Source organism: Nocardioides sp. LHD-245, from assembly GCF_030929495.1.
Taxonomy (GTDB): Bacteria; Actinomycetota; Actinomycetes; order Propionibacteriales; family Nocardioidaceae; genus Nocardioides.
In genome coordinates this window covers 91,409-110,634 of the sequence record NZ_JAVFWN010000019.1, presented here as the reverse complement: position 1 = coordinate 110,634, position 19,226 = coordinate 91,409, and the positions used below count along the sequence as shown (strand labels likewise).

The 19,226-nt window shown below is 70.6% G+C and carries 21 protein-coding genes and 4 tRNA genes; 14 read left to right on the top strand and 11 right to left on the bottom strand.

From position 1 onward, the window contains the following. Window positions 1-227: 227 nt before the first annotated feature. The 5 genes from RB608_RS24850 to RB608_RS24830 are packed head-to-tail and all read left to right on the top strand — an operon-like array spanning window position 228 to window position 5,593. Window positions 228-455 (top strand): hypothetical protein, encoded by a 228-nt coding sequence (locus tag RB608_RS24850; RefSeq protein ID WP_308090766.1) that lies wholly within the window; start codon window positions 228-230, stop codon window positions 453-455. Next, a complete protein-coding gene (locus tag RB608_RS24845) occupies window positions 452-850 on the top strand; it encodes a hypothetical protein (RefSeq protein ID WP_308090765.1) in 399 nt (132 codons plus the stop codon). The genes RB608_RS24850 and RB608_RS24845 overlap by 4 nt, the downstream gene beginning before the upstream one ends. Window positions 851-852: 2 nt before the next feature. Further along, window positions 853-1,263 (top strand): hypothetical protein, encoded by a 411-nt coding sequence (locus RB608_RS24840; RefSeq protein ID WP_308090764.1) that lies wholly within the window; start codon window positions 853-855, stop codon window positions 1,261-1,263. After that, a complete protein-coding gene (locus RB608_RS24835; RefSeq protein WP_308090763.1) occupies window positions 1,260-1,805 on the top strand; it encodes a hypothetical protein in 546 nt (181 codons plus the stop codon). Before RB608_RS24840 ends, RB608_RS24835 begins: the two co-directional genes overlap by 4 nt. After that, window positions 1,805-5,593: a hypothetical protein gene (locus RB608_RS24830; protein WP_308090762.1), complete on the top strand. Its 3,789-nt coding sequence runs from the start codon at window positions 1,805-1,807 to the stop codon at window positions 5,591-5,593. Before RB608_RS24835 ends, RB608_RS24830 begins: the two co-directional genes overlap by 1 nt. A gap of 14 nt (window positions 5,594-5,607) precedes the next feature. Here RB608_RS24830 and RB608_RS24825 read toward each other — a convergent pair whose 3' ends face one another. From RB608_RS24825 to RB608_RS24810, 4 genes are all read right to left on the bottom strand, one after another. Further along, complete coding sequence (locus RB608_RS24825) at window positions 5,608-6,327, bottom strand: hypothetical protein (RefSeq protein ID WP_308090761.1); 720 nt, start codon at window positions 6,325-6,327, stop codon at window positions 5,608-5,610. Window positions 6,328-6,488: 161 nt separating this feature from the next. Beyond that, window positions 6,489-6,704, bottom strand: a complete 216-nt coding sequence (locus RB608_RS24820) for a hypothetical protein (RefSeq protein WP_308090760.1) — start codon at window positions 6,702-6,704, stop codon at window positions 6,489-6,491. Further along, on the bottom strand, window positions 6,701-7,006 hold the full coding sequence (locus RB608_RS24815) for a hypothetical protein (RefSeq protein ID WP_308090759.1): 306 nt from the start codon (window positions 7,004-7,006) through the stop codon (window positions 6,701-6,703). Before RB608_RS24815 ends, RB608_RS24820 begins: the two co-directional genes overlap by 4 nt. Then, window positions 7,003-7,659: a hypothetical protein gene (locus RB608_RS24810; RefSeq protein ID WP_308090758.1), complete on the bottom strand. Its 657-nt coding sequence runs from the start codon at window positions 7,657-7,659 to the stop codon at window positions 7,003-7,005. Before RB608_RS24810 ends, RB608_RS24815 begins: the two co-directional genes overlap by 4 nt. Window positions 7,660-7,788: 129 nt before the next feature. Between RB608_RS24810 and RB608_RS24805 the strand changes: the two genes are divergently transcribed. Further along, window positions 7,789-7,971 (top strand): DNA-binding protein, encoded by a 183-nt coding sequence (locus RB608_RS24805; protein WP_308090757.1) that lies wholly within the window; start codon window positions 7,789-7,791, stop codon window positions 7,969-7,971. Window positions 7,972-8,121: 150 nt separating this feature from the next. Here the strand turns inward: RB608_RS24805 and RB608_RS24800 are convergent. The 3 genes from RB608_RS24800 to RB608_RS24790 form a co-directional block, all read right to left on the bottom strand. Then, window positions 8,122-8,196 (bottom strand) — tRNA-Val (locus RB608_RS24800). A gap of 14 nt (window positions 8,197-8,210) precedes the next feature. Beyond that, window positions 8,211-8,284: transfer RNA gene (locus RB608_RS24795), tRNA-Cys, on the bottom strand. A gap of 50 nt (window positions 8,285-8,334) precedes the next feature. Beyond that, a tRNA-Gly gene (locus RB608_RS24790) sits at window positions 8,335-8,407 on the bottom strand. Window positions 8,408-8,532: 125 nt separating this feature from the next. Between RB608_RS24790 and RB608_RS24785 the strand changes: the two genes are divergently transcribed. After that, the gene (locus RB608_RS24785) at window positions 8,533-9,360 is read left to right on the top strand and encodes an aminotransferase class IV (RefSeq protein ID WP_308090756.1); all 828 of its coding nucleotides are present in this window, start codon (window positions 8,533-8,535) and stop codon (window positions 9,358-9,360) included. 3 nt (window positions 9,361-9,363) lie between these two features. On the opposite strand, the gene RB608_RS24780 is transcribed toward RB608_RS24785, so the two are convergent. Continuing rightward, entirely contained in the window at window positions 9,364-9,849 is a 486-nt protein-coding gene (locus RB608_RS24780; protein ID WP_308090755.1) for an anthrone oxygenase family protein, read from the bottom strand. 4 nt (window positions 9,850-9,853) lie between these two features. Beyond that, window positions 9,854-11,029: a GAF domain-containing protein gene (locus tag RB608_RS24775; protein ID WP_308090754.1), complete on the bottom strand. Its 1,176-nt coding sequence runs from the start codon at window positions 11,027-11,029 to the stop codon at window positions 9,854-9,856. A 93-nt stretch (window positions 11,030-11,122) separates the two neighbouring features. On the opposite strand from RB608_RS24775, the gene RB608_RS24770 reads away from it, so the two are divergent. Next, window positions 11,123-12,955 carry an NAD(P)/FAD-dependent oxidoreductase gene (locus tag RB608_RS24770; RefSeq protein WP_308090753.1) on the top strand — a complete coding sequence of 611 codons (1,833 nt, stop codon included), beginning with the start codon at window positions 11,123-11,125 and terminating at the stop codon, window positions 12,953-12,955. Window positions 12,956-13,026: 71 nt separating this feature from the next. Then, a tRNA-Val gene (locus tag RB608_RS24765) sits at window positions 13,027-13,098 on the top strand. Between the two features lie 65 nt (window positions 13,099-13,163). On the opposite strand, the gene RB608_RS24760 is transcribed toward RB608_RS24765, so the two are convergent. After that, window positions 13,164-13,790, bottom strand: coding sequence for a class I SAM-dependent methyltransferase (locus tag RB608_RS24760; protein ID WP_308090752.1), 627 nt, complete (start codon window positions 13,788-13,790; stop codon window positions 13,164-13,166). 86 nt (window positions 13,791-13,876) lie between these two features. Here RB608_RS24760 and RB608_RS24755 point away from each other — a divergent pair, with 86 nt between their 5' ends. After that, on the top strand, window positions 13,877-14,152 hold the full coding sequence (locus RB608_RS24755) for an excalibur calcium-binding domain-containing protein (RefSeq protein ID WP_308090751.1): 276 nt from the start codon (window positions 13,877-13,879) through the stop codon (window positions 14,150-14,152). A 6-nt stretch (window positions 14,153-14,158) separates the two neighbouring features. Here RB608_RS24755 and RB608_RS24750 read toward each other — a convergent pair whose 3' ends face one another. Further along, on the bottom strand, window positions 14,159-14,710 hold the full coding sequence (locus tag RB608_RS24750) for a DNA starvation/stationary phase protection protein (protein WP_308090750.1): 552 nt from the start codon (window positions 14,708-14,710) through the stop codon (window positions 14,159-14,161). Window positions 14,711-14,858: 148 nt separating this feature from the next. Here RB608_RS24750 and thrS point away from each other — a divergent pair, with 148 nt between their 5' ends. Genes thrS through RB608_RS24730 form a run of 4 tightly spaced genes read left to right on the top strand, consistent with a single transcriptional unit; the run spans window position 14,859 to window position 19,205 of the window. After that, window positions 14,859-16,841 carry a threonine--tRNA ligase gene (gene thrS / locus RB608_RS24745; protein WP_308090749.1) on the top strand — a complete coding sequence of 661 codons (1,983 nt, stop codon included), beginning with the start codon at window positions 14,859-14,861 and terminating at the stop codon, window positions 16,839-16,841. 3 nt (window positions 16,842-16,844) lie between these two features. After that, entirely contained in the window at window positions 16,845-17,852 is a 1,008-nt protein-coding gene (locus tag RB608_RS24740; RefSeq protein WP_308090748.1) for a hypothetical protein, read from the top strand. Between the two features lie 40 nt (window positions 17,853-17,892). Beyond that, a complete protein-coding gene (locus RB608_RS24735) occupies window positions 17,893-18,648 on the top strand; it encodes a TetR/AcrR family transcriptional regulator (protein WP_308090747.1) in 756 nt (251 codons plus the stop codon). Beyond that, the gene (locus RB608_RS24730; RefSeq protein ID WP_308090746.1) at window positions 18,645-19,205 is read left to right on the top strand and encodes an HIT domain-containing protein; all 561 of its coding nucleotides are present in this window, start codon (window positions 18,645-18,647) and stop codon (window positions 19,203-19,205) included. The genes RB608_RS24735 and RB608_RS24730 overlap by 4 nt, the downstream gene beginning before the upstream one ends. Window positions 19,206-19,226 lie beyond the last annotated feature (21 nt).

Sequence of the window (19,226 nt, the reverse complement as noted above, 5' to 3'; positions counted from 1 at the left end):
CGTCTCCAAGCCCCCACCCGGCCCGATCGTTGTCACAGTGACGCGGTCACGGTCACGATGCTTGTCACGGCGGGGACGGTGCCGGCGTGCCGCGGCTGAGGGCGGTGACGTGCGCCGAGTGCGGGCGGACCTTCGAGACGACGTCGGCCCGCGCGAAGTTCTGCCCAGACTCGCCGCGGTGTCGAAAGGCGGCCAGTCGGCGGCCGTCGAAGAAGGGCCGCCAGGAGATGCGCACCGACGTCGTACGACTGGCCGCCACGCACACGACGCGGGAGGCGGTAGTCGCCGACCTTGAAGCCATGATTGAGCTGCTGCCTGGCGACATCGACGTGCTCGAGGACCGGCACCCCTTCGGCGCCGACGCCGAGATTGACGAGGTCATCGGCGGTCTCGACACCCATCTGGCGAGCCTCAAGCGACTGGCGGACTGGCTCGCAGGCGGCGGTCCGTCGTGACGGCGGACAACGCGACGATCCGGGCCATCCGCGCCCCCGTGCTCCGCCTCTACTGCGACGCAGCCGGCCGCCGGCCGCGGCTCGTGGGCGTCGTCGTGTCGGTCCCGGGCGCCGGGCTGGTCCTGCGCCGCTGCTCGGGCGTCGGGGTGCTGCTCACCGCGAGCGTGCCGGTGTTCGGCCTGCCGTGCAGGTGCCGACCGCGGGCTCGGCACCTCGTCGAGCTGAAGGCGGTGCTCGCTCTGGTGCGCGCCGGCTCCCGATCTGCGCGTGTCGCCCCGGATGGCACCCTCCTCGGCCGTCTAGACTTAGACCACCGCTCGACCCGAGACGCACCGGCCGTCAGGCCCGCAGTACAGCGCACGTGCGCGGCGCAGCAGCTCCCCCAGGAGTGTTGACCGTGCACCCGACCCTGCGAACCGCCCGCGCCCATCTGGCGTCGGCAGAGGCCGCCCACCGGCGAGCCCCGTCGCCTGTCACTTCGGCCCGCGTCAACGAGCTGCGGGCCGAGTACAACGTCCTCTCCCTCGAGGACCGCATCCGGCGTGTGCTCGACGAGGGCCCGCCGCTGACCGATACGCAGCGCAATCGCCTCGTTGCCGCAGTTCGCCGCGAGCCGAGCGCGCGGCCGGCCACCTCCGCGCCGAAGGACTGGCTCTCCCTGGCTCAGGCGGCTTCGCTCTTCGGCTCGTCGGTGACGGTACGTCGGCTCATCGACGACGGGACCCTCCGGAGCCGGGTGCTGCCCGGCACGAAGATCCTGCAGGTACGGCGCTGTGACGCCGTGGACGCGATGAGGGCCGAGCGGTGAGCGGGCAGCCGCTGCCGTCGTTCGTCGCGGTGCACGAGGCCGGGCATGCGGTCGCCGCGTGGGCGTGCGGCTTCGTCGACCCAGGGGAGATCACCGTGATCCCGTTCCCGGGCCTGTACGACGGTGCGTGTGCATCGGGACGGCCGCCGGTGTCACACTTCAACGCGGACTGGCCCTACTGGACGCCACTCTCTCAGGCCCCCGATGCCGCGCGCCGCTGGGTCGAATGCCAGGTCACGATGCTCCTGGCCGGCGAGGTCGCCACCAAGATGTTCCACGGCGCAGATCCCGTCACGCGCCTCGACGGCCCCGACACCGACAACGCTCAAGTGGAGGTCCTGCTTGAGGCGGTGCACCTGGGCGACCTCGAGCTCGCGGCGGCACACCGGCAGCTCCTGGCGCTCGACACCCAGCGCATCCTCCACACCCACCGGCGCCGCGTACTCGACCTTGCGCGCGAGCTGGACACCCAAGGCACGTTGCCTGCCGAGCGCTGGTGGCGGCTGCTCGACGAGTCGGCCGATCTCAAGGCGATGGCCTGATGGCCGGCCCGGTCAAGATCGCGATACTCGCGTCGGGCTCCCAGGCCCGCCGGGAGTTCAACCAGACGGCTGGCGCCATGGACCGCCTGGGCTCCCATGCGAAGAAGCTCGCCGGCGCCGGGTTCCTCGCTGCGGGTGCTGCGGTCACGAAGTTGGGCATCGACAGCGTCAAAGCCGCCTCCTCTGCCGAGCAGTCCCTCGGCGCCACCGAGGCGGTCTTCAAGCGGTACGCCGACACCGTGATCGGGCGGTCGATGGACGCGTCCGAGGCGATCGGTGTCTCGGCGAACGAGTACCGCGAGCTCTCGACGGTCACTGGCGCGATGCTCAAGAACGCCGGCACGCCGCTGAAGCAGGTCACCGACCTCACCGACAAGCTCAACCGGCGTGCTGCCGACCTCGCCGCGACCTACGGCGGGTCGACCCGAGAGGCCATCGAGTCCGTCAACTCGCTCCTGCGCGGCGAGGCCGACCCGATCGAGCGCTACGGCATCAGCATCAAGCAGAGCGACGTGAACGCCCGTATGGCGGCCCGAGGGCTCGACAAGCTGGAGGGCTCGGCGAAGAAGACGGCCGAGCAGCAAGCCCGCCTCGAGCTGCTGTTCCGCCAGAGCAAGGACGCTGCTGGCCAGTTCGGCCGCGAGTCGGACACCATTGCCGGCAAGGGTCAGCGCCTCGGCGCCAAGGTCACCGACCTCGAAGCGAAGTTCGGCAAGCTCCTGATCCCCGCGCTCTCCGAGGCCGCCGACTGGGCCTCCGACGATCTCGTGCCCGCACTCGATGACCTAGCCGGGTGGATCGAGACGAACCGGGACGAGATCGCTGACTTCGGCGGCACGATCAAGGGCGCGGTCCTGCCGCCGCTCAAGGCGACCACCGAGCTCGTCGGCGACGCCGTGAGCCTGTTCGCGGACCTGCCCGACCCGGTCGAGCAGTTCGCTGTGCAGGCCGGTATCGCCGCGCTTGTGGTGCCGAAGCTCACTGCCGGCATCGGCGCCGCCACCACGGCCACGACTCTGCAGGTCGCGAAGCTCAAGCAGCTGCGGGCCGAGCTGTCGTACACCGAGACGCGCACTCAGCTCACCGGCACCGCGATGGGCAAGCTCGGCGCCGGCGTCAAGACCGTCGCGGGGGTAGGAGGCCTCGTCGCCCTGACCTCGGGGCTCTCTGCCGCTGCCGACGAGGGCGCCAACTTCGGCAGCGTGCTGCAGGGCGCTGCTGGCGGCGCCGGCATTGGCGCCATGTTCGGTCCGGTAGGCGCGCTCGTCGGTGCGGGCGTCGGCGGCGGCCTGTCCGCGCTCGCCGGGGCCTTCGGCGAGACAGCCGCGGAGGCCGAGGCTACCCGGCTGGAGCTGTTGCGCAGCCAGGGCTTCGACGAGGCGAAGGCTGACGCCGACAACCTGCGCGAGGCGCTGCTGGGCGTCAAGAACGCGTACGGAGAAACGGCCCGCGCAGCGGTCAAGGCGTCGTTCACCGGCAAGGACGGGAAGCTCGACGCCGACATCGCGCGACTCCGAGAGCTCGGCGTCTCGATGGACACCGTCGTCTCGGCGGCGATGGGCCAGGCCAACGCACAGCGTGTCGTCGACCAGGCACTGGCCGGCCAGCTCGGCACCCTGCAGAAGGTCGCCGACCAGGCCAAGGCCGCGTACGACGACGTCGCCGACGGCGCTAAGGACCTCGTCACCGCAACCGGCCAGGTCATCAAGAACGGCGACGCCCTCGAGCCCGGGGAGATCGACCGCTACCGCAGCGCCTGGCTCGATGCCAAGGGCGCCGTCGACGAGGCGAAGATCGCCCAGGACACCTTCAACCAGCGCGTCAGGGAATCCGGCGCCGCGATCTCCGACCACGGAGCCCAGGTGCAGGATCTCGCCACCAAGCTGGGGCTCACGGTCACGCAGTACAAGCAGTTCCCCAAGGAGATCCGCACCCACTTCGAGGACAGTGGCCTCGCGCAGACTGGGCAGGACGCCGTCCGGCTCATCGGTGACTACAAGGCTCTGCAGAGCTTCGACAACATCAAGGCGATCGTCTCCGCGCCCGGTGTCGACCTGACCGGCAAGCAAGTCCGCGAGCTGAACAAGACCTACGGCCTCACCCCTGACCAGCTCCGCACCCTGATCAAGACCGAGGGCCTGGCGAAGACCAAGGGCGACATCGACAAGCTCGCCACCAGGCTCAGCACCGTCGGCAACGTCAAGGTCCCGCTGAAGGGCTGGGTGCAGGGGTTGCAGCAGGCGCTCGACCAGGGCGCCAGCATCAGCGACCGCGAGAAGAAGCTGATCATCAAGAAGCTCAACGCGATCGAGGAGGCCAAGCCGAACCTCGCCCCCTACGTGCGTGCGGTCAAGAAGTCGATCAACAACGCCAAGACCGAGGCCGACGCCTCGACCCAGGTCGGCGACGCGCTGAAGCAGGGTCTCCTCAACGGCATGGCCGGCACCGGCGCGGCGCTCGAAGTGATCATGCGCTCGGCCGTCCGCCAGGCGATCAAGGGTGCGAGGGACGAGGGTGGGATCGAGTCCCCGTCGAAGGAGACCACCTACCTCGGCCGGATGCTGGGCGAAGGCCTGGCCGGCGGCATGGAGGCCACCACCCCGGTCGTCGGTCGTGCGGGCACGAAGCTCGCGAAGGGCGCGCTGGACGGGATCTTCTCGGAGGTGACCAAGGGATCAGATGAGATCGACAAGGCCCTGGAGAACCTGACACGGGAGATCGAGAAGGCGATCAAGCCGGGCAAGGGTAGGAACGGCCAGCAGCGCGAGGAGAAGCGCGAGGCAGCGGTGCTGAAGTCCCTCAAGGGGCAGTACGACCAGCTGGTCGCGAACGGCAAGGAACAGGACCGGATCAACGACCTGCTCGGCGAGAAGGTCGAGAAGGAGCAGGCGGCGTACGACCAACTGCGCGCCGCGAAGCAGGCCCAGCGGGAGTATGCCGACGCCATCCGCAACACGATCACGGCAACCGGCGACGTCACCCAGCTCGGCCGCGTCGAGGGCATGTCGGACGAGCAGCTGAAGGCGTTGGAGAAGAAGTTCGCCGACCAGCCGGAGACGCTCGCCCGCATCCTGGCGAGCCAAGGCAGCGGGGTCTCGATCGACCTGCTGCTCAATCAGCTCGAGGACAAGGCCGTGCAGGCGGAGAACTTCCAGCGCCTGATGGAGGAGCTCGCTGCCAAGGGACTGTCCCAGGGGCAGATCGAGCAGATGCTCGCCGCCGGCCCGGAAGCCGCGCTGGCCACCGCGGAAGCGATCTCCCTCGGTGGCGACTCGGCTATCCGGCAGATGAACCGGCTGCAGGACCGCCTCGTCGCCGCTGGCGGCGTGCTCGGCGACAACATGGCTGCGCGCTACAAGCAGGCCGGAATCGACGCCGCGCAGGGCCTGGTGAACGGCCTGGAGTCCCAACTGGCCGCGGTCCAGGCCGCCGCCGCCGCCATCGCCGCCGCGCTGACGAACACGGTGAAGATCAAGCTCAAGGTCAAGTCCCCCTCGCGGGTCTTCCGCGACATCGGCGACGACGTGATGCGCGGCCTCGACATCGGGATCGACGACACGGTCGCCAGCCGAGCCGGCGCCCGTGCCGCGACGAGCCTGACCCGCGGCTTCGGCGACCCGGCGCTGGAGGCCAAGGCGACATACCTCGCGAACTCCGGCAACGCCAGCAGCCAGACGCTCACGGTGAAGCTCACGGCGGAGGAGGCGTCGCTGCTGCAGCAGGGCCGGGAGATCGTGATGAAGATCGACTACGCACGGGCCAACGGCGTGATGGCGGCGACGTTCTGATGGCGAAGGGACGCTCAGTGCGCGTGATCCTCGGGAGGTTGCCCCAGGGAGAACGCGTCATCGAGGGGCTTGTCCATAGGGAAGCACCTCGCCCTCAGCTCTCGCTCAAGGAGCTCGACCATCTGCGTACCGCTCAACCCCTGTGACACGGCGGACACGATCGCCAGAGAGACGATGTCCTCGTCGGCGTCAGCGAGGCCCTCTCGGAAGAAGGTCGCTGCTGTGCCGACCTCTTCGTAGTTCTCGTCGGCAGGAGCGATCGTCACGTCGTAGCCGATCAGGTGGGCGATCTTCGCGAGCTCGCCGATGTCGGTCACCTGGCTGATGGCGTCGACGGTGAAGGTGATCCTGTTGGTGCGCATCCTCATGCAGCGGACGGTAGATCGGCCCTCCGACACAATGCTCCCGGCACTCTGATGGCGGCGCTCCGTGGCCCTGCCAGGATGAGACGCCTGGCCGTGGCCGATCTCCACCTCCACCTCGACCTCGGCCGGCCCAGCCTCCCGCTGCCCCGCTATCCCCGCGTCAACCGCCGGCTGGGCCTTCGCCGAGCGGTCGGCTGGCATGCGGGCGGGCCGTGCGAGCTTCCGTCCACTGAGCTCCTCGATCGGGCCGCCGAGGATCCGCCGCAGCTCCTCGGCCTGCTCAGGCGAGAGGTCCGGAGCGGGCGCCACCGCCCGGTCGAAGTACTCATCGCTCAGCCCTGTGACCGGGCGCCGTTCCTCGCCGGTCATCGAGCACCTGCCAAGGGCGTCGACCGGGTCTTGCGCGCCATGTAGGCGTCGAGTTGCTCGTTCACGGCGACAGCGTGCAGGGGAGGCCCGACAGAACCCCCGGAACGGCAGCGACCCCCGGCCGCGAGGGGCCAGGGGTCGCTGGGGTTGGGGCGGTCGGATCAGGAGGGCGCCGCGCACTCCTTCAAGATCTCCGGCAGGTACTCCTCGACCAGGGTCTCCCACTCGTCGGGCGTCAGGTCGGACGCGACCAGGAGGATTCCGAACTCCCGCACCCAGCACGCCAGGTGGTCGAAGTCCTCCAGCGGGACCACCCGAGCCCCCGCGGCCCTGAGCAGGGCGAGCCCGCTGGCGACCGAGCCGGCCTCCGCGCTCACTGGTGAGCCTCCAGCCACTCCGCGGCAGCCGACGCGTCAACTGCGAGAGACCGTAATTCCGGCGCGGTCAGCGTGTCGTCCGTGCCGAACCCCTCCCAGTAGTGCAGCAGGTCGAGGTGGGCAGCCCACTCCCGCTCCGGAGCAACGGCTGGGTCGAGCGGTGACCAGGTCACCTTGATCCCTCCGAACTCCGGCCCCCAGTGGTAGCCGAACGGCGGCCCCTCGTCGTGATCGGACGTGCACCAGTCAGGGCACGTCGTGGCCTGCTCCTTGGTGACCCCAATCGGGTTGTCCGTCGTCATGCCGCAGCCCCCTTCCCGGTCAGCCGGACGTACAGCGCGTCCATCAGCTCTGCGTCGCTCTGGCGCCGCGCGAGACGGTTACGCAGCCAGTTGCACGTCAGCAGGTAGCGGGCCTTCTGGTCGTTGCTGGTGTACGACTCCAGCAGGTCCAGCAGCCGACGCAGCTCGTCCACGTCACGCTGCTCGGGGGCTGGCGAAGGGTCCATCCACTCAGCGGCGGCCAGGGCGTCAGCGGCGAGCCTCCTGAGGCTGGGGGCGTCCAGGTCCTCCGCCTCGTCGCTGAGCGCGTCGACCGTGAGGAGCCCGTCGCCGAGCGCCTGCGGCGTGAAGGCCCCGAAGGTCGGCCCGTAGTGCAGAGCGCTGTCGCCATCGACGAACACCTCCGCGTAGTGGTCCCAGCGGACGCACCACGGCGGGCAGCCGTACACGCGTCGCGAGTCCTCGCACACGCCCCGCCGCTTCAGTTCGCGGCCGACGGCGGTCTCGGTCTTCATGGCCGACGCCGGCCAGTCCTCGGCCTCCTCAATGCGGCGCAGCTTCTCAAGCAGGTCGTCGTATCGCCACGTCGTGAGGTCGGTGCTCGCCTCGGTGTCGTTGGTGCTGTCCTGGACCGGCTGGCTTCCCCGCCGTCCGGTCATGGATGATTCGGTCACGGTCTGGTCCTCCTGGGGACTGGTTCCGAGGCCTCGGGCCGGAGCTGCAATCTCTGGTCCGAGGCCGCATCGCTATTTACGACGTAAAGAGACCGTACCCCAAGGGCATTTATGATGTAAAGTGTGGACATGCCCGAACATCTGATGGGGGTCGCGGAGGTTGCCGAGCTCCTCGGCGTGACCCGCCAGCGCGTCACCCAGCTCGCGAAGTCCGCCAGCTTCCCCCCGCCGTACGACACGCTCGCAATGGGGCCGGTGTGGCTCAAGGTCGACATCGAGACCTGGGCGCGCAAGACGGGGCGGATCGAGTAGGGGAGTCCCTAGGTGGCATCGCGGCGCCAGTGATCCGAAATCACATCTCCGGCGCACGTGAGGCGCACGGAGCGATGCATATCCGATGCGCTGGGGGACGAGAAAGGCCCCCTGACCTGCGTTTCCGCTGGTCAGGGGGCCTGTGCCTCATGGTGGGCGATACTGGGTTTGAACCAGTGACCTCTTCCGTGTCAAGGAAGCGCGCTACCGCTGCGCCAATCGCCCCTGTGGAGTTGTGGTGGAGGTGGGTACGGGATTTGAACCCGTGTACACGGATTTGCAGTCCGTTGCCTCGCCTCTCGGCCAACCCACCGCGATGGCCCTACACACTGGCCTGGTCAGGCAGTGGGTCTGACCACTCCGAGCGGACGACGAGGCTCGAACTCGCGACCTCAACCTTGGCAAGGTTGCGCTCTACCAACTGAGCTACGTCCGCATCGCACCGCTTTCGCCGGCCTTTCGACCCGCTCGGTGGTGCGGTTGAGAACATTAGCCGATCCCGTGAACGGCGCCAAAACGGGGGTCCACCTTCGGCATGTCGGGGCCTCCTACGCTGGTCCTATGCGCGTGTGGATCAACGGCCGACTCCTGTCCGACCCGACGGCTCCGGCGGTGCCGGTGACCGACCACGGGCTGACCGTGGGGGACGCGGTGTTCGAGGCGGTGAAGGTGGTCCACGGACGGCCGTTCGCGTTGCGGCGGCACCTCGACCGGCTGGCCCGCTCGGCGCGCGGGCTCGGGCTGGAGGGCCTCGACCTCGATGACGTACGACGAGGGGTCGCTGCCGTCCTCGACGGGGACCTGCTGGCGCTCGGTCGGCTGCGGATCACCGTCACGGGCGGCAATGCCCCGCTGGGCAGTGGGCGCGGTGCCGACCCGCTGACCGTCATCGTGGTCGCCGCGCCGATGCAGCCGGCGCCGGAGACGACGGCCGTGATCACGGTGCCGTGGCCGCGCAACGAGCGGGGCCCCCTGGCCGGGCTGAAGACGACGTCGTACGCCGAGAACGTGGTCGCGCTGGCAGCGGCGCGCGAGAAGGGGGCCAGCGAGGCCGTCTTCGGCAACCTGGCGGGGAATCTGTGCGAGGGCACCGGCACCAATGTCTTCTACGTCGTGGACGGCGAGGTGCGGACGCCGACGCTGTCCAGCGGCTGCCTGGCCGGTGTCACGCGGGCGTTGGTGCTCGAGTGGTTCGGCGCGCGGGAGGTGGACGAGCCGATGGAGGCGGCGGCCGCGGCCGACGAGATCTTCCTGGTCTCGACGACCCGCGACGTGCAGGGCGTGCACCGCTGGGACGACCGCGAGCTGTCGGCCCCCGGACCGGTGACGAGCGCGGCCGCGGCTGCCTGGCGGGCGCGGGAGGCCGAGCTCCTCGGTCTCGACCGCTGAGCGTCAGCGACCCACGACGAGGGCGACGCACACGGCCGCGAAGGCGGCGACGTCCAGCACCACACGGATGTGGTTGGCGCGCACCCAGCGGCCCTCCGAGAACTCCGCCCGCGCCGCGGCCACGTCGATCGCCGCCGGATCTCCTGCGGCCTTGAGCCGGTCGTTGAGCGGCAGGTGCACGGCGACGGTGATCGCCACGACGACGAGATGCAGGACGAGAGCCGCGAGCAGCCAGGGGAGCGCGTCCTGCTCCGGGCCGGAGAGACTGAGCCCGGCGCCGACGGCGAGCAGGAGCGGTGCGCCGAAGAAGCTCCCGAGCAGGAAGACCGGGTTGATGATCGCCCGATCCAAGGCCTGGAACGCGCCGACGAAGGTGCGGTCGTCGGTACGGCGCAGCCCCGGCATGACGGTGTGCGCGTAGAGCAGGAACACGCCCGCGGACAGGCCGGTGCTCACCGCCGCGAGGACGAGCAGGACGTCTCGGGTCATCGGGTCATCGTGTCAGCGGGTCGACGACGGTCAGCGTCACCCCGTCGCCGAGCCGGTACGGGTTGGTGGCGAGCAGGGCGCCGAGCACGCGGCGTAGCCGGGAGATCTCGGCCCGGACGGTCACCTGCCGCTCACCGTCGCCGTACAGCGCGGCGCTGAGCTGCCCGGCGGACATGCCGCGCGGCCCGGCCGCCGCGATCGCGGTCAGCAGCTCGGCGTGCCGCGGCGTCAGCGCCACCCGCCACGGCGCGTCGCCCCCGCGCACCTCGAGCGTCGCCGGGGACGTCCCGAGGTCGAGCACGGCCGCGAGCACCCGGTCCGACGACGGGCGGATCAGCCAGCCGCCGCGGAGCCGCTCGGGCAGGCACAGCCCCAGGCCGGGCACGGCGAGCGCGCGATCGGCCTGCGGCGCCTCCACCCGGTCGCGTACGGCGACACCCTGGTGCGCGGCGACCCAGCCGTGGTCGTCGACCACGAGCAGTGGCCCGTTGGCGCCGGACAGCAGCGGCTCCGCCGTACGCCGCAACTGCTCGAGACGCTCCTCGTGGTGGCGCCACAGGCGCGCCTCGGCGAGTCGGACCGACGCCGTGACCAGCGCCTCGATCGCCGGATGCAGGGTCAGTGCGGGGCCGCTGACGTCGACGATCCCGAGCAGCGAGCCGTCGATCGGGTCGTGGATGGGGGAGGCGGTGCAGTACCAGGGCACCTGGGCGTTCTCGAAGTGCTCGGCCGAGAACAGCTGCACCGGTGCCGCCTCCGCGAGGGCGGTGCCGATGGCGTTCGTGCCGACGGCACCCTCGGTCCACAGGGCGCCCTCGGTGAATCCGAGGCCGTCGGCCTGGCGCTTCACCCGGGGCGAGCCGCTGCGCCACAGCACGATGCCGTCGGCGTCGGTCACGACGACGAGGTAGTTCGACGCGTCGGCGGCCGAGAGCAGCAGCTCGCGGATCTCGTCGATGACCAGCGCCAGGCGCGAGGTACGGCGTCGCTCGTCGACGTCGGCGGGCGTGAGCGGGTCGCGCCCGTTGCGGCCGTCGGGGTCGACGCCGAGGCTGATCACGCGGCTCCACGAGCGCGCCACGACCGCGCGCGGCCGCTCCGGCGGCGCGGAGCCGGAGAGCACCGCGTCGTGGATCCGGACCAGGTCGCGGGCCCGCATCGCGAGGTCGTGCGTGGCCATGTCATCACCGTAGGCGGTGCGATGTGATCGGGGCCACATGCAACAACGTGCAACGGTTCCCGGCAGTGGCGGTCCGGAGGTCGACTTCTCGGCATGACCCAACTCGACGACCGGCCCGTCACCGCGGCCGCCACCGACAGCTCCGACCCGGCGACCGCCTGGTTCGCCGCCTTCGAGAACGCCCTGACCGCCCGCGACGTCGACCGGGCCGCCGGCCTCTTCGCCGCGACCAGCTTCTGGCGCGACCTGATCGCCTTCTCCTGGAACCTCACCACCGTCGAGGACCCCGCCGGGGTCGCCGACCTGCTCACGAGCACGCTCGATCGTGTCGACCCGCGCGGCTTCCGGCTCACCGAGCCCGCCGACACCGCCGACGGCGTCACCACGGCGTGGTTCGAGTTCGAGACCTCCGTGGGCCGCGGCCGTGGACTGGTCCGGGTGATCGACGAGGACGGCCCGAAGGCGTGGACCTTCCTCACCACCCTCTACGAGATCAAGGGACACGAGGAGCCCAAGGGCGTACGGCGACCGATGGGTGCCGAGCACGGCGCGACCCGGGAGCGGGTGACCTGGCTGGAGAAGCGGCAGGCCGAGGACGCCGCGCTCGGCGTCGACACCCAGCCCTACGTCCTGGTCGTCGGCGGCGGCCAGGGCGGCATCGCGCTCGGCGCGCGGCTGCGCCAGCTCGGCGTACCCGCCCTCGTGATCGACAAGCATCCGCGCCCCGGTGACCAATGGCGCAACCGCTACAAGTCGCTGTGCCTGCACGACCCGGTCTGGTACGACCACCTGCCGTACCTCAAGTTCCCCGACAACTGGCCGGTCTTCGCGCCCAAGGACAAGGTCGGCGACTGGCTCGAGTTCTACACCCGGGTGATGGAGGTGCCGTACTGGTCGAACACGGTGGCAACGTCCGCCGCGTACGACGAGAGCACCGGGGAGTGGACCGTCCACCTCGAGCGCGAGGGCAAGCCCCTCGTCCTCAAACCCACGCACCTGGTGATGGCGACCGGCATGTCGGGCAAGCCCAACGTGCCGTCCTACCCGGGCGCCGACGTCTTCCAGGGCGAGCAGCACCACTCCTCGCAGCACCCCGGCCCGGACGCGTACGCCGGCAAGAAGGTCGCGGTCATCGGCAGCAACAACTCCGCGTTCGACATCTGCGGCGCGCTGTGGGAAACCGGTGCCGACGTGACGATGGTGCAGCGCTCGTCGACGCACATCGTCAAGAGCGACACCCTGATGGACATCGGTCTCGGCGACCTCTACTCCGAGCGGGCGCTCGACGCCGGGATGACCACCGAGAAGGCCGACCTGGTCTTCGCCTCGCTGCCGTACAAGATCATGCACGAGTTCCAGATCCCGCTGTACGACAAGATGCGCGAGCGCGACCAGGACTTCTACGACCGGATGAGCGCCGCCGGCTTCGACCTCGACTGGGGTGACGACGGCTCGGGCCTGTTCATGAAGTACCTGCGCCGCGGCTCGGGCTACTACATCGACGTGGGCGCCGCGGAGCTGGTGGCCAACGGCGACGTGAAGCTGGCGCACGGCCAGGTGGCGCGGTTGACCGAGTCGGCCGTCGTACTGGCGGACGGGACCGAGCTGCCCGCCGACCTCGTCGTCTACGCCACCGGCTACGGCTCGATGAACGGCTGGGCCGCCGACCTGATCAGCCAGGAGGTCGCGGACCGGGTCGGCAAGGTGTGGGGCCTGGGCTCCGACACGACCAAGGACCCCGGCCCGTGGGAGGGCGAGCAGCGCAACATGTGGAAGCCGACCCAGCAGGAGAACCTCTGGTTCCACGGCGGCAACCTGCACCAGTCGCGGCACTACTCGCTCTACCTGGCCCTGCAGCTCAAGGCCCGGCACGTCGGCATCGACACCCCGGTGCACCGCCTGCAGGAGGTGCACCACCTCGGCTGAGGGTCCCGATGCGAACCGCGGTCGGGGGATGCGTTAGAGTCTCCGACCGCGGTTCCTCTCGGTTCCGCTCCGGGCGATTGGCGCAGTGGTAGCGCGCTTCGTTCACACCGAAGAGGTCACTGGTTCGAACCCAGTATCGCCCACCGGGAACAGACAGCCCCCGCCCGCGGAAGCGGATCGGGGGCTGTCTCGCGTCGGGGCGATGCGCTCAGGAGGGCGTCGTCGCGGTGCCGCGGTAGAGATAGCCCCAGGGGCGCATGACCGCCGGCCCGGGCAGGTACTTCGTCTCCAGCGTCGCGATGTCGAGCCCGGCGTCGCCGAGCAGGCTCGGCACGTCGCGGGTCAGGTGGCAGCCGCCGGCCACACGCTTCTCGATCGGGTCGAGACGCCGCTGCCAGCGGGCGATCCGCGCGTCGGGGGAGAGGCCGTGCTCGAGGAAGGCGAGGGTGCCGCCGGGCCGCACCAGGCGGCGTACCTCGCGCAGGGCGCGTGCCGGGTCCGGGATCGTGCACAGGGAGAAGGTGATGAGCGCGTGGTCGAAGGCGTGGTCGTCGGCGGCGATGTCCTGGCCGTCCAGCCCGATCCGGGCGACCGGGATCGGCGCGCTGTCCCGACGCCCGCGCGACATCTCCCAGCCGCGGTCGGAGGGCTCCACCGCGGCGACCTCGCCGACGCCCGCCGGGTAGTGGGTGATGTTGAGCCCGGACCCGAAGCCGACCTCGAGCACCCGGCCGGACAGGCCCGCGCACACGGCCCGGCGCTCCTTGTGCACGGGGCCGGTGGAGAGCATCTTGTCGACCATGACCGGCACGACCCGGTCGTCCCAGAACCGCATGCGACGAGGGTACGGCGGCCGCCCGGACGCGCGACCTCCCGCATTCGCCGGACAGACCGGGCGGGGGCGACCTAGGCTGCGGCGCCGTGAAGAGTCGTCGTATCGCCGCTGTCCTCGCCGCCGTCGCCCTGATGGCGCCCACCTCGCTCGCGCTCGCCTCACCGGCGGACGCGGCCGCACCGAAGACCTACCGGAACTGCACGGCGCTCAACAAGGTCTACCCGCACGGCGTCGGCAAGCCCGGCGCGGTCGACAAGACGTCGGGAACCAAGGTCACCAACTTCACGCGCAACGCCAAGCTCTACAAGGCCAACGCGAAGAGCGACCGCGACAAGGACGGCATCGCCTGCGAGAAGGCCTGAGCGCGCTCAGGCGTCCGCGGCGGCGTCCTCCTCGGTGACGTCGCCGGCCGTGCTGAGCCGGCCGCCGGTGTCCTCGAGATGGGCCCGGATGAACCAGTGGAAGAGCTCCAGCTGCTCGGTCTGGGCGATGAACATGTCCTGGGTGACCAGGTCGAGGTCGTCGAGCTCCTTGATGCCGTCGCGGTAGGTCGAGATCACTCCCTGGTAGACGACGTCGAGGGCAGCCAGGTGCTGCTGGGTCGTGGCGCGCCCGATTGCGTAGTCGTCCCAGGGCCGTCGCTCGACGAGTGCGCCGGGCGTGCCCTGGGGAGACCCGCCGAGGGTCGCGATGCGCTCGGCGAGGGCGTCGGCGAAGCCACGGACCGTGTCGACCTGGGGGTCGAGCATCTCGTGGACGGCGATGAAGTGCGGTCCGACGACGTTCCAGTGCACGTGCTTGAGCGTCAGGTGCAGGTCGGTGCAGGCGTCGAGGCGGCTCTGGAGCAGCTCGACGACGCGTCCGGCCGCCTTCTCGTCGAGTCCGGGCGTGGTGAAGTGCAGGGTCTGGTTGTGGGCCATGCTCGTTCAGTACGCCGCCGCGGCGGGTTCACACGGGTGAGCCGCGTCTGGCAACTGCCGCGCGGCGGGTGCGGTCCGCTCGGTACGATCGGACCCGGTGCGCCGACCGGTCGCGCCGCCGCCACGAACCACCCGAGGGAGCACCTCCGTGTCCGACATCAAGGTCGCCGTACTCAGTCCTGACGCACGCCAGGAGCAGACGGTCACCACGGGCACGAAGGCGTGGGAGCTCTTCCGCGACGAGGCGGACGTGATCGCTGCCCGCGTGGCCGGACAGCTCAAGGACCTCTCCTACGAGCTGGCCGACGGCGACGAGGTCGAGGGTGTCGCGATCGACAGCCCCGACGGCCTCGACATCCTGCGGCACTCCACCGCTCACGTGCTGGCCCAGGCCGTGCAGCAGGTCTTCCCGGACGCGAAGCTCGGCATCGGTCCGCCGATCCAGGACGGCTTCTACTACGACTTCGACGTCGAGACCCCGTTCGTGCCCGAGGACCTGGTCAAGCTCGAGACCGCGATGCGCAAGATCGTCAAGGAGAACCAGCGCTTCGACCGCCGGGTCACCACCGACGAGGACGCCCTGGTCGAGCTGGCCGACGAGCCCTACAAGGTCGAGCTGATCGGCCTCAAGGGCAACGTGGGCGAGGCCGCCGAGGGAGCCTCCGCCGAGGTCGGAGCGGGCGAGCTGACCATCTACGACAACATCAACCGCAACGGCGAGGTCGCCTGGAAGGACCTCTGCCGGGGCCCGCACCTGCCGACCACCAAGCGGATCCCCGCGTTCAAGCTGATGCGGAGCGCGGCGGCGTACTGGCGCGGCGACGAGAAGAACAAGCAGCTCCAGCGGATCTACGGCACCGCCTGGCCGAGCAAGGAGGCGCTCGAGGAGCACCTGCACCGGCTCGAGGAGGCCGAGCGCCGTGACCACCGCAGGCTCGGCCGCGAGCTCGACCTGTTCAGCTTCCCCGACGAGATCGGCTCCGGCCTGCCCGTCTTCCACCCCAAGGGCGGCGTGATCAAGCGTGAGATGGAGGACTACGTCCGCCGCCGGCACATCGAGGAGGGCTTCTCGTACGTCGGCACACCGCACATCACCAAGGACGGTGTCTTCCACACCTCGGGTCACCTGCCGTACTACGCCGACACGATGTTCCCGCCGATGGAGTTCGAGGGCGCGAACTACCAGCTGAAGGCGATGAACTGCCCGATGCACAACCTGATCTTCAGCGCCCGGGGGCGCTCCTACCGCGAGTTGCCGCTGCGCCTGTTCGAGTTCGGCAGCGTCTACCGCTACGAGAAGTCGGGCGTCATCCACGGCCTCACCCGGGTCCGTGGCTTCGCGCAGGACGACTCCCACTCCTACTGCACCCCCGAGCAGGCGCCCGACGAGGTCAAGCACCTGCTGAGCTTCGTGCTCAGCGTGCTGCGCGACTTCGGTCTCGACGACTTCTACCTCGAGCTGTCCACGCGCGACGACAGCAAGAAGGACAAGTTCGTCGGCAGCGACGAGGACTGGGCGGTCGCGACCGCGGTCCTCGAGCAGGTCGCCACCGAGTCCGGGCTCGACCTCGTGCCCGACCCGGGCGGGGCGGCGTTCTACGGCCCCAAGATCTCCGTTCAGGCCAAGGACGCGATCGGTCGCACCTGGCAGATGGGCACCGTCCAGTACGACTTCAACCAGCCCGCGGGCTTCGGTCTGGAGTACACCGCCTCCGACGGCACCAAGCAGCAGCCCGTGATGATCCACTCGGCCAAGTTCGGCTCGATCGAGCGCTTCCTCGGGGTCCTCGTCGAGCACTACGCCGGCGCCTTCCCCCCGTGGCTGGCCCCGGTCCAGGTGCAGGGCATCCCGGTCGCCGAGCGGCACGTCGACTACCTCTACGAGGTGGCCGCCGAGCTGCGCAGGCACGGGATCCGGGTCGAGGTCGACGACTCCGACGACCGGATGCAGAAGAAGATCCGCAACGCCCAGCTGCAGAAGGTCCCCTTCATGGTGATCGTCGGCGACCAGGACGTCGAGGCCGGGGCGGTGAGCTTCCGCTACCGCGACGGGCGCCAGGACAACGGCGTGCCGATCGCCGAGGCGGTCGCCCGGGTCGTTGCCGCGGTCGACGCACGCGAGCAGGTCTGAGCGATGGCCGGCGTCATGGGGGACGCCGTACGCCGGGCCGGCCTCGGGTGCGCCGTCCTGGCGCTGGCGACCGCCGTGCTGTCGGCGTGCGGCGGGTCCTCGCCGTCCGCCGCGCCGCCGCGCCCGCCGTCCAGTGCGCCGACGGTGACCGACTCCGCCGACGAGGGGGCGGCGGCCGGCGACGCCGGTGACCCGGGTGCCGACGCGAGCGACCTGGCCAAGCTGGCCGAGGAGGCCGCCCGCCAGGGCGGCAAGCCGACCAGCGACATCGCCCCGCGCGACGGCGAGGTCCTCGGTGGCGACGTGAGCTGGCCGCAGTGCCCACCGGGCACGGGCATCCCGGAGAAGCAGGGCCTCGGGATGCCGATGCCACTGCCCGAGGCGGAGTACGTCGTCCTGGGGCTCACGAACGGCCCCGGCTTCACGCCCAACCCGTGCCTGGCCGACCAGGTGGCGTGGGTCAAGGACAACGACGTGCTGGTCGCGGTCTACGCCGTGTCGAGCTACCCCAGCCCCGCGACGCTCGAGGAGTACGGCGCCGACGGGCCCTTCGACGCGAGTGACCGGCTCGGCCGGCTGCGCAATGTCGGCTACCAGCAGGCGCGCTACAACATCGGCACCATGGGCCAGGTCGGGCTGCTCAGCCCGATCGTGTGGATCGACATCGAGCCGGTCCCGAAGTTCGACTGGAGCAGCGACCTGCAGGCCAACGCGGCCGTGATCGAGGGCGTCGCCCGCGGCTACACAGACGCCGGATTCGCCATCGGCGTCTACTCCACGCCCGCGCTCTACCGCCGCGTGGTGGGCGACCTCAGCCTCGGTGGGGTGCCGGAATGGCGGGCCGCGGGTCAGACCTCGCGGGCCGAGGCCCTGAACCGGTGCGGCCCCGACTGGTCCATCCAGGGCGGCCCCGCCGTGATGGGACAGTGGGTCGAGCAGCAGCGCGACCAGAACCTCACGTGCCCCGGGATCGCCGCCGACCTCGGCCGCTGGTTCCACCGGTTCACGTGACCGCGGGTGTGCTCGTGACGGGACGTGAGAGGGTTTGCCAGTGACCTCGGAGGGTGTGGAGACGGAGCCGCTCGACGGCCGCCGGCGGCGCTGGCAGGAGCACAACCAGGTGCGCCGTCAGGTGATCATCGACGCGGCGATCGCCGTCCTGGAGCGCCAGACGCCCGGGGAGGAGTTCCAGGTCCAGGCGGTGGCCGACGAGGCCGGGATGAGCCGCACCGTGATCTACCGCCACTTCGAGGACCGCGCCGACCTCGACCGGGCCGTGCAGCGCCAGATCTGCGAGCACGTCGGCAACGAGCTGCTGCCCGCGCTGTCGTACGACGGCACGCCGGACCAGATCATCCACCGCATCGTCGGCAGCTTCGTCCGCTGGGCCGAGGCGCACCCCACGCTCTACTGGTTCGCCGAGCGCGACCTCGCCGGCTGGGGGCCGAGCCCCCTCGGCCAGGCGGTCGAGCAGGTCGCGGAGGGCATCGAGGGGATCATGGCGGTGGTCGTCGCGGCGATGGGCGTCGAGCTCACCGACGACGACCGGGCCGCGCTGGACCCCTGGGTCTTCGGCATGATCGGCGCGGTCTTCGCCGCCGTCCGACGGTGGCTGGAGCGGGAGGTGCGCGAGCCGGGGATCGAGGTCTGCATCAGCATCCTGTCCGAGTCGATCTGGCTGCAGATCAACGGCATGTCGCTGGCGCGAGGGCTCAACCTGCCCGACCTGCCGGTGGCCGAGCTGCTCCAGGCGCTGGGGCCCTCCGAGCGGTCCGACGCGCCCGACGTGGCCAAGGGGGAGGCATGAGCGTCCCCACACCCGGGCCCGACGGGCTCGAGCGGCTCTGGACACCGCACCGGATGGCCTACGTCCGCGGCGAGGCCGACCCGGACGACGAGCCCGCCCACGCCGACCCGCGCCCGGCCTGCCCCTTCTGTCGGATCACGCCGGACCCGGCCACGTCGAGCGACGACGAGCTGGTCGTCGTCCGCGGGCGCACGGCCTATGTCGTGCTCAACCTCTACCCCTACAACCCCGGGCACCTGATGGTGCTGCCGTACCGCCACGTCGCCGACTACCTCGACCTCGACGACGAGGAGACCGAGGAGGTCACGGCGCTGACCAAGGCGGCGCTGCGCACCATCCGTGCGGTCGCCCAGCCGCACGCGTTCAACGTGGGCCTCAACCTCGGCGGCGCCGCGGGCGGCTCGCTGTCCGGCCACCTGCACCAGCACGTCGTCCCGCGCTGGTCGGGCGACGCCAACTTCATGACCGTCATCGGCGGCACGAAGACCCTCCCGCAGCTGCTGGGGGAGACCCGCGCCCTCCTCGCGGACGCCTGGCAGATGGCGCCCGCACGATGAGCATCGAGTAGGTTCCTGCCC

Coding starts and splice junctions, on each gene's coding strand:
- RB608_RS24740 (WP_308090748.1), top strand. CDS start 16,845: ATGGCCGGCGTCATGGGGGACGCCGTACGCCGGGCCGGCCTCGGGTGC.
- RB608_RS24750 (WP_308090750.1), bottom strand. CDS start 14,710: ATGGCCCACAACCAGACCCTGCACTTCACCACGCCCGGACTCGACGAG.
- RB608_RS24730 (WP_308090746.1), top strand. CDS start 18,645: ATGAGCGTCCCCACACCCGGGCCCGACGGGCTCGAGCGGCTCTGGACA.
- RB608_RS24825 (WP_308090761.1), bottom strand. CDS start 6,327: ATGACCGGCGAGGAACGGCGCCCGGTCACAGGGCTGAGCGATGAGTAC.
- RB608_RS24775 (WP_308090754.1), bottom strand. CDS start 11,029: ATGGCCACGCACGACCTCGCGATGCGGGCCCGCGACCTGGTCCGGATC.
- RB608_RS24815 (WP_308090759.1), bottom strand. CDS start 7,006: ATGACGACGGACAACCCGATTGGGGTCACCAAGGAGCAGGCCACGACG.
- RB608_RS24760 (WP_308090752.1), bottom strand. CDS start 13,790: ATGCGGTTCTGGGACGACCGGGTCGTGCCGGTCATGGTCGACAAGATG.
- RB608_RS24780 (WP_308090755.1), bottom strand. CDS start 9,849: ATGACCCGAGACGTCCTGCTCGTCCTCGCGGCGGTGAGCACCGGCCTG.
- RB608_RS24770 (WP_308090753.1), top strand. CDS start 11,123: ATGACCCAACTCGACGACCGGCCCGTCACCGCGGCCGCCACCGACAGC.
- RB608_RS24850 (WP_308090766.1), top strand. CDS start 228: ATGCGCACCGACGTCGTACGACTGGCCGCCACGCACACGACGCGGGAG.
- RB608_RS24805 (WP_308090757.1), top strand. CDS start 7,789: ATGCCCGAACATCTGATGGGGGTCGCGGAGGTTGCCGAGCTCCTCGGC.
- RB608_RS24830 (WP_308090762.1), top strand. CDS start 1,805: ATGGCCGGCCCGGTCAAGATCGCGATACTCGCGTCGGGCTCCCAGGCC.
- RB608_RS24785 (WP_308090756.1), top strand. CDS start 8,533: ATGCGCGTGTGGATCAACGGCCGACTCCTGTCCGACCCGACGGCTCCG.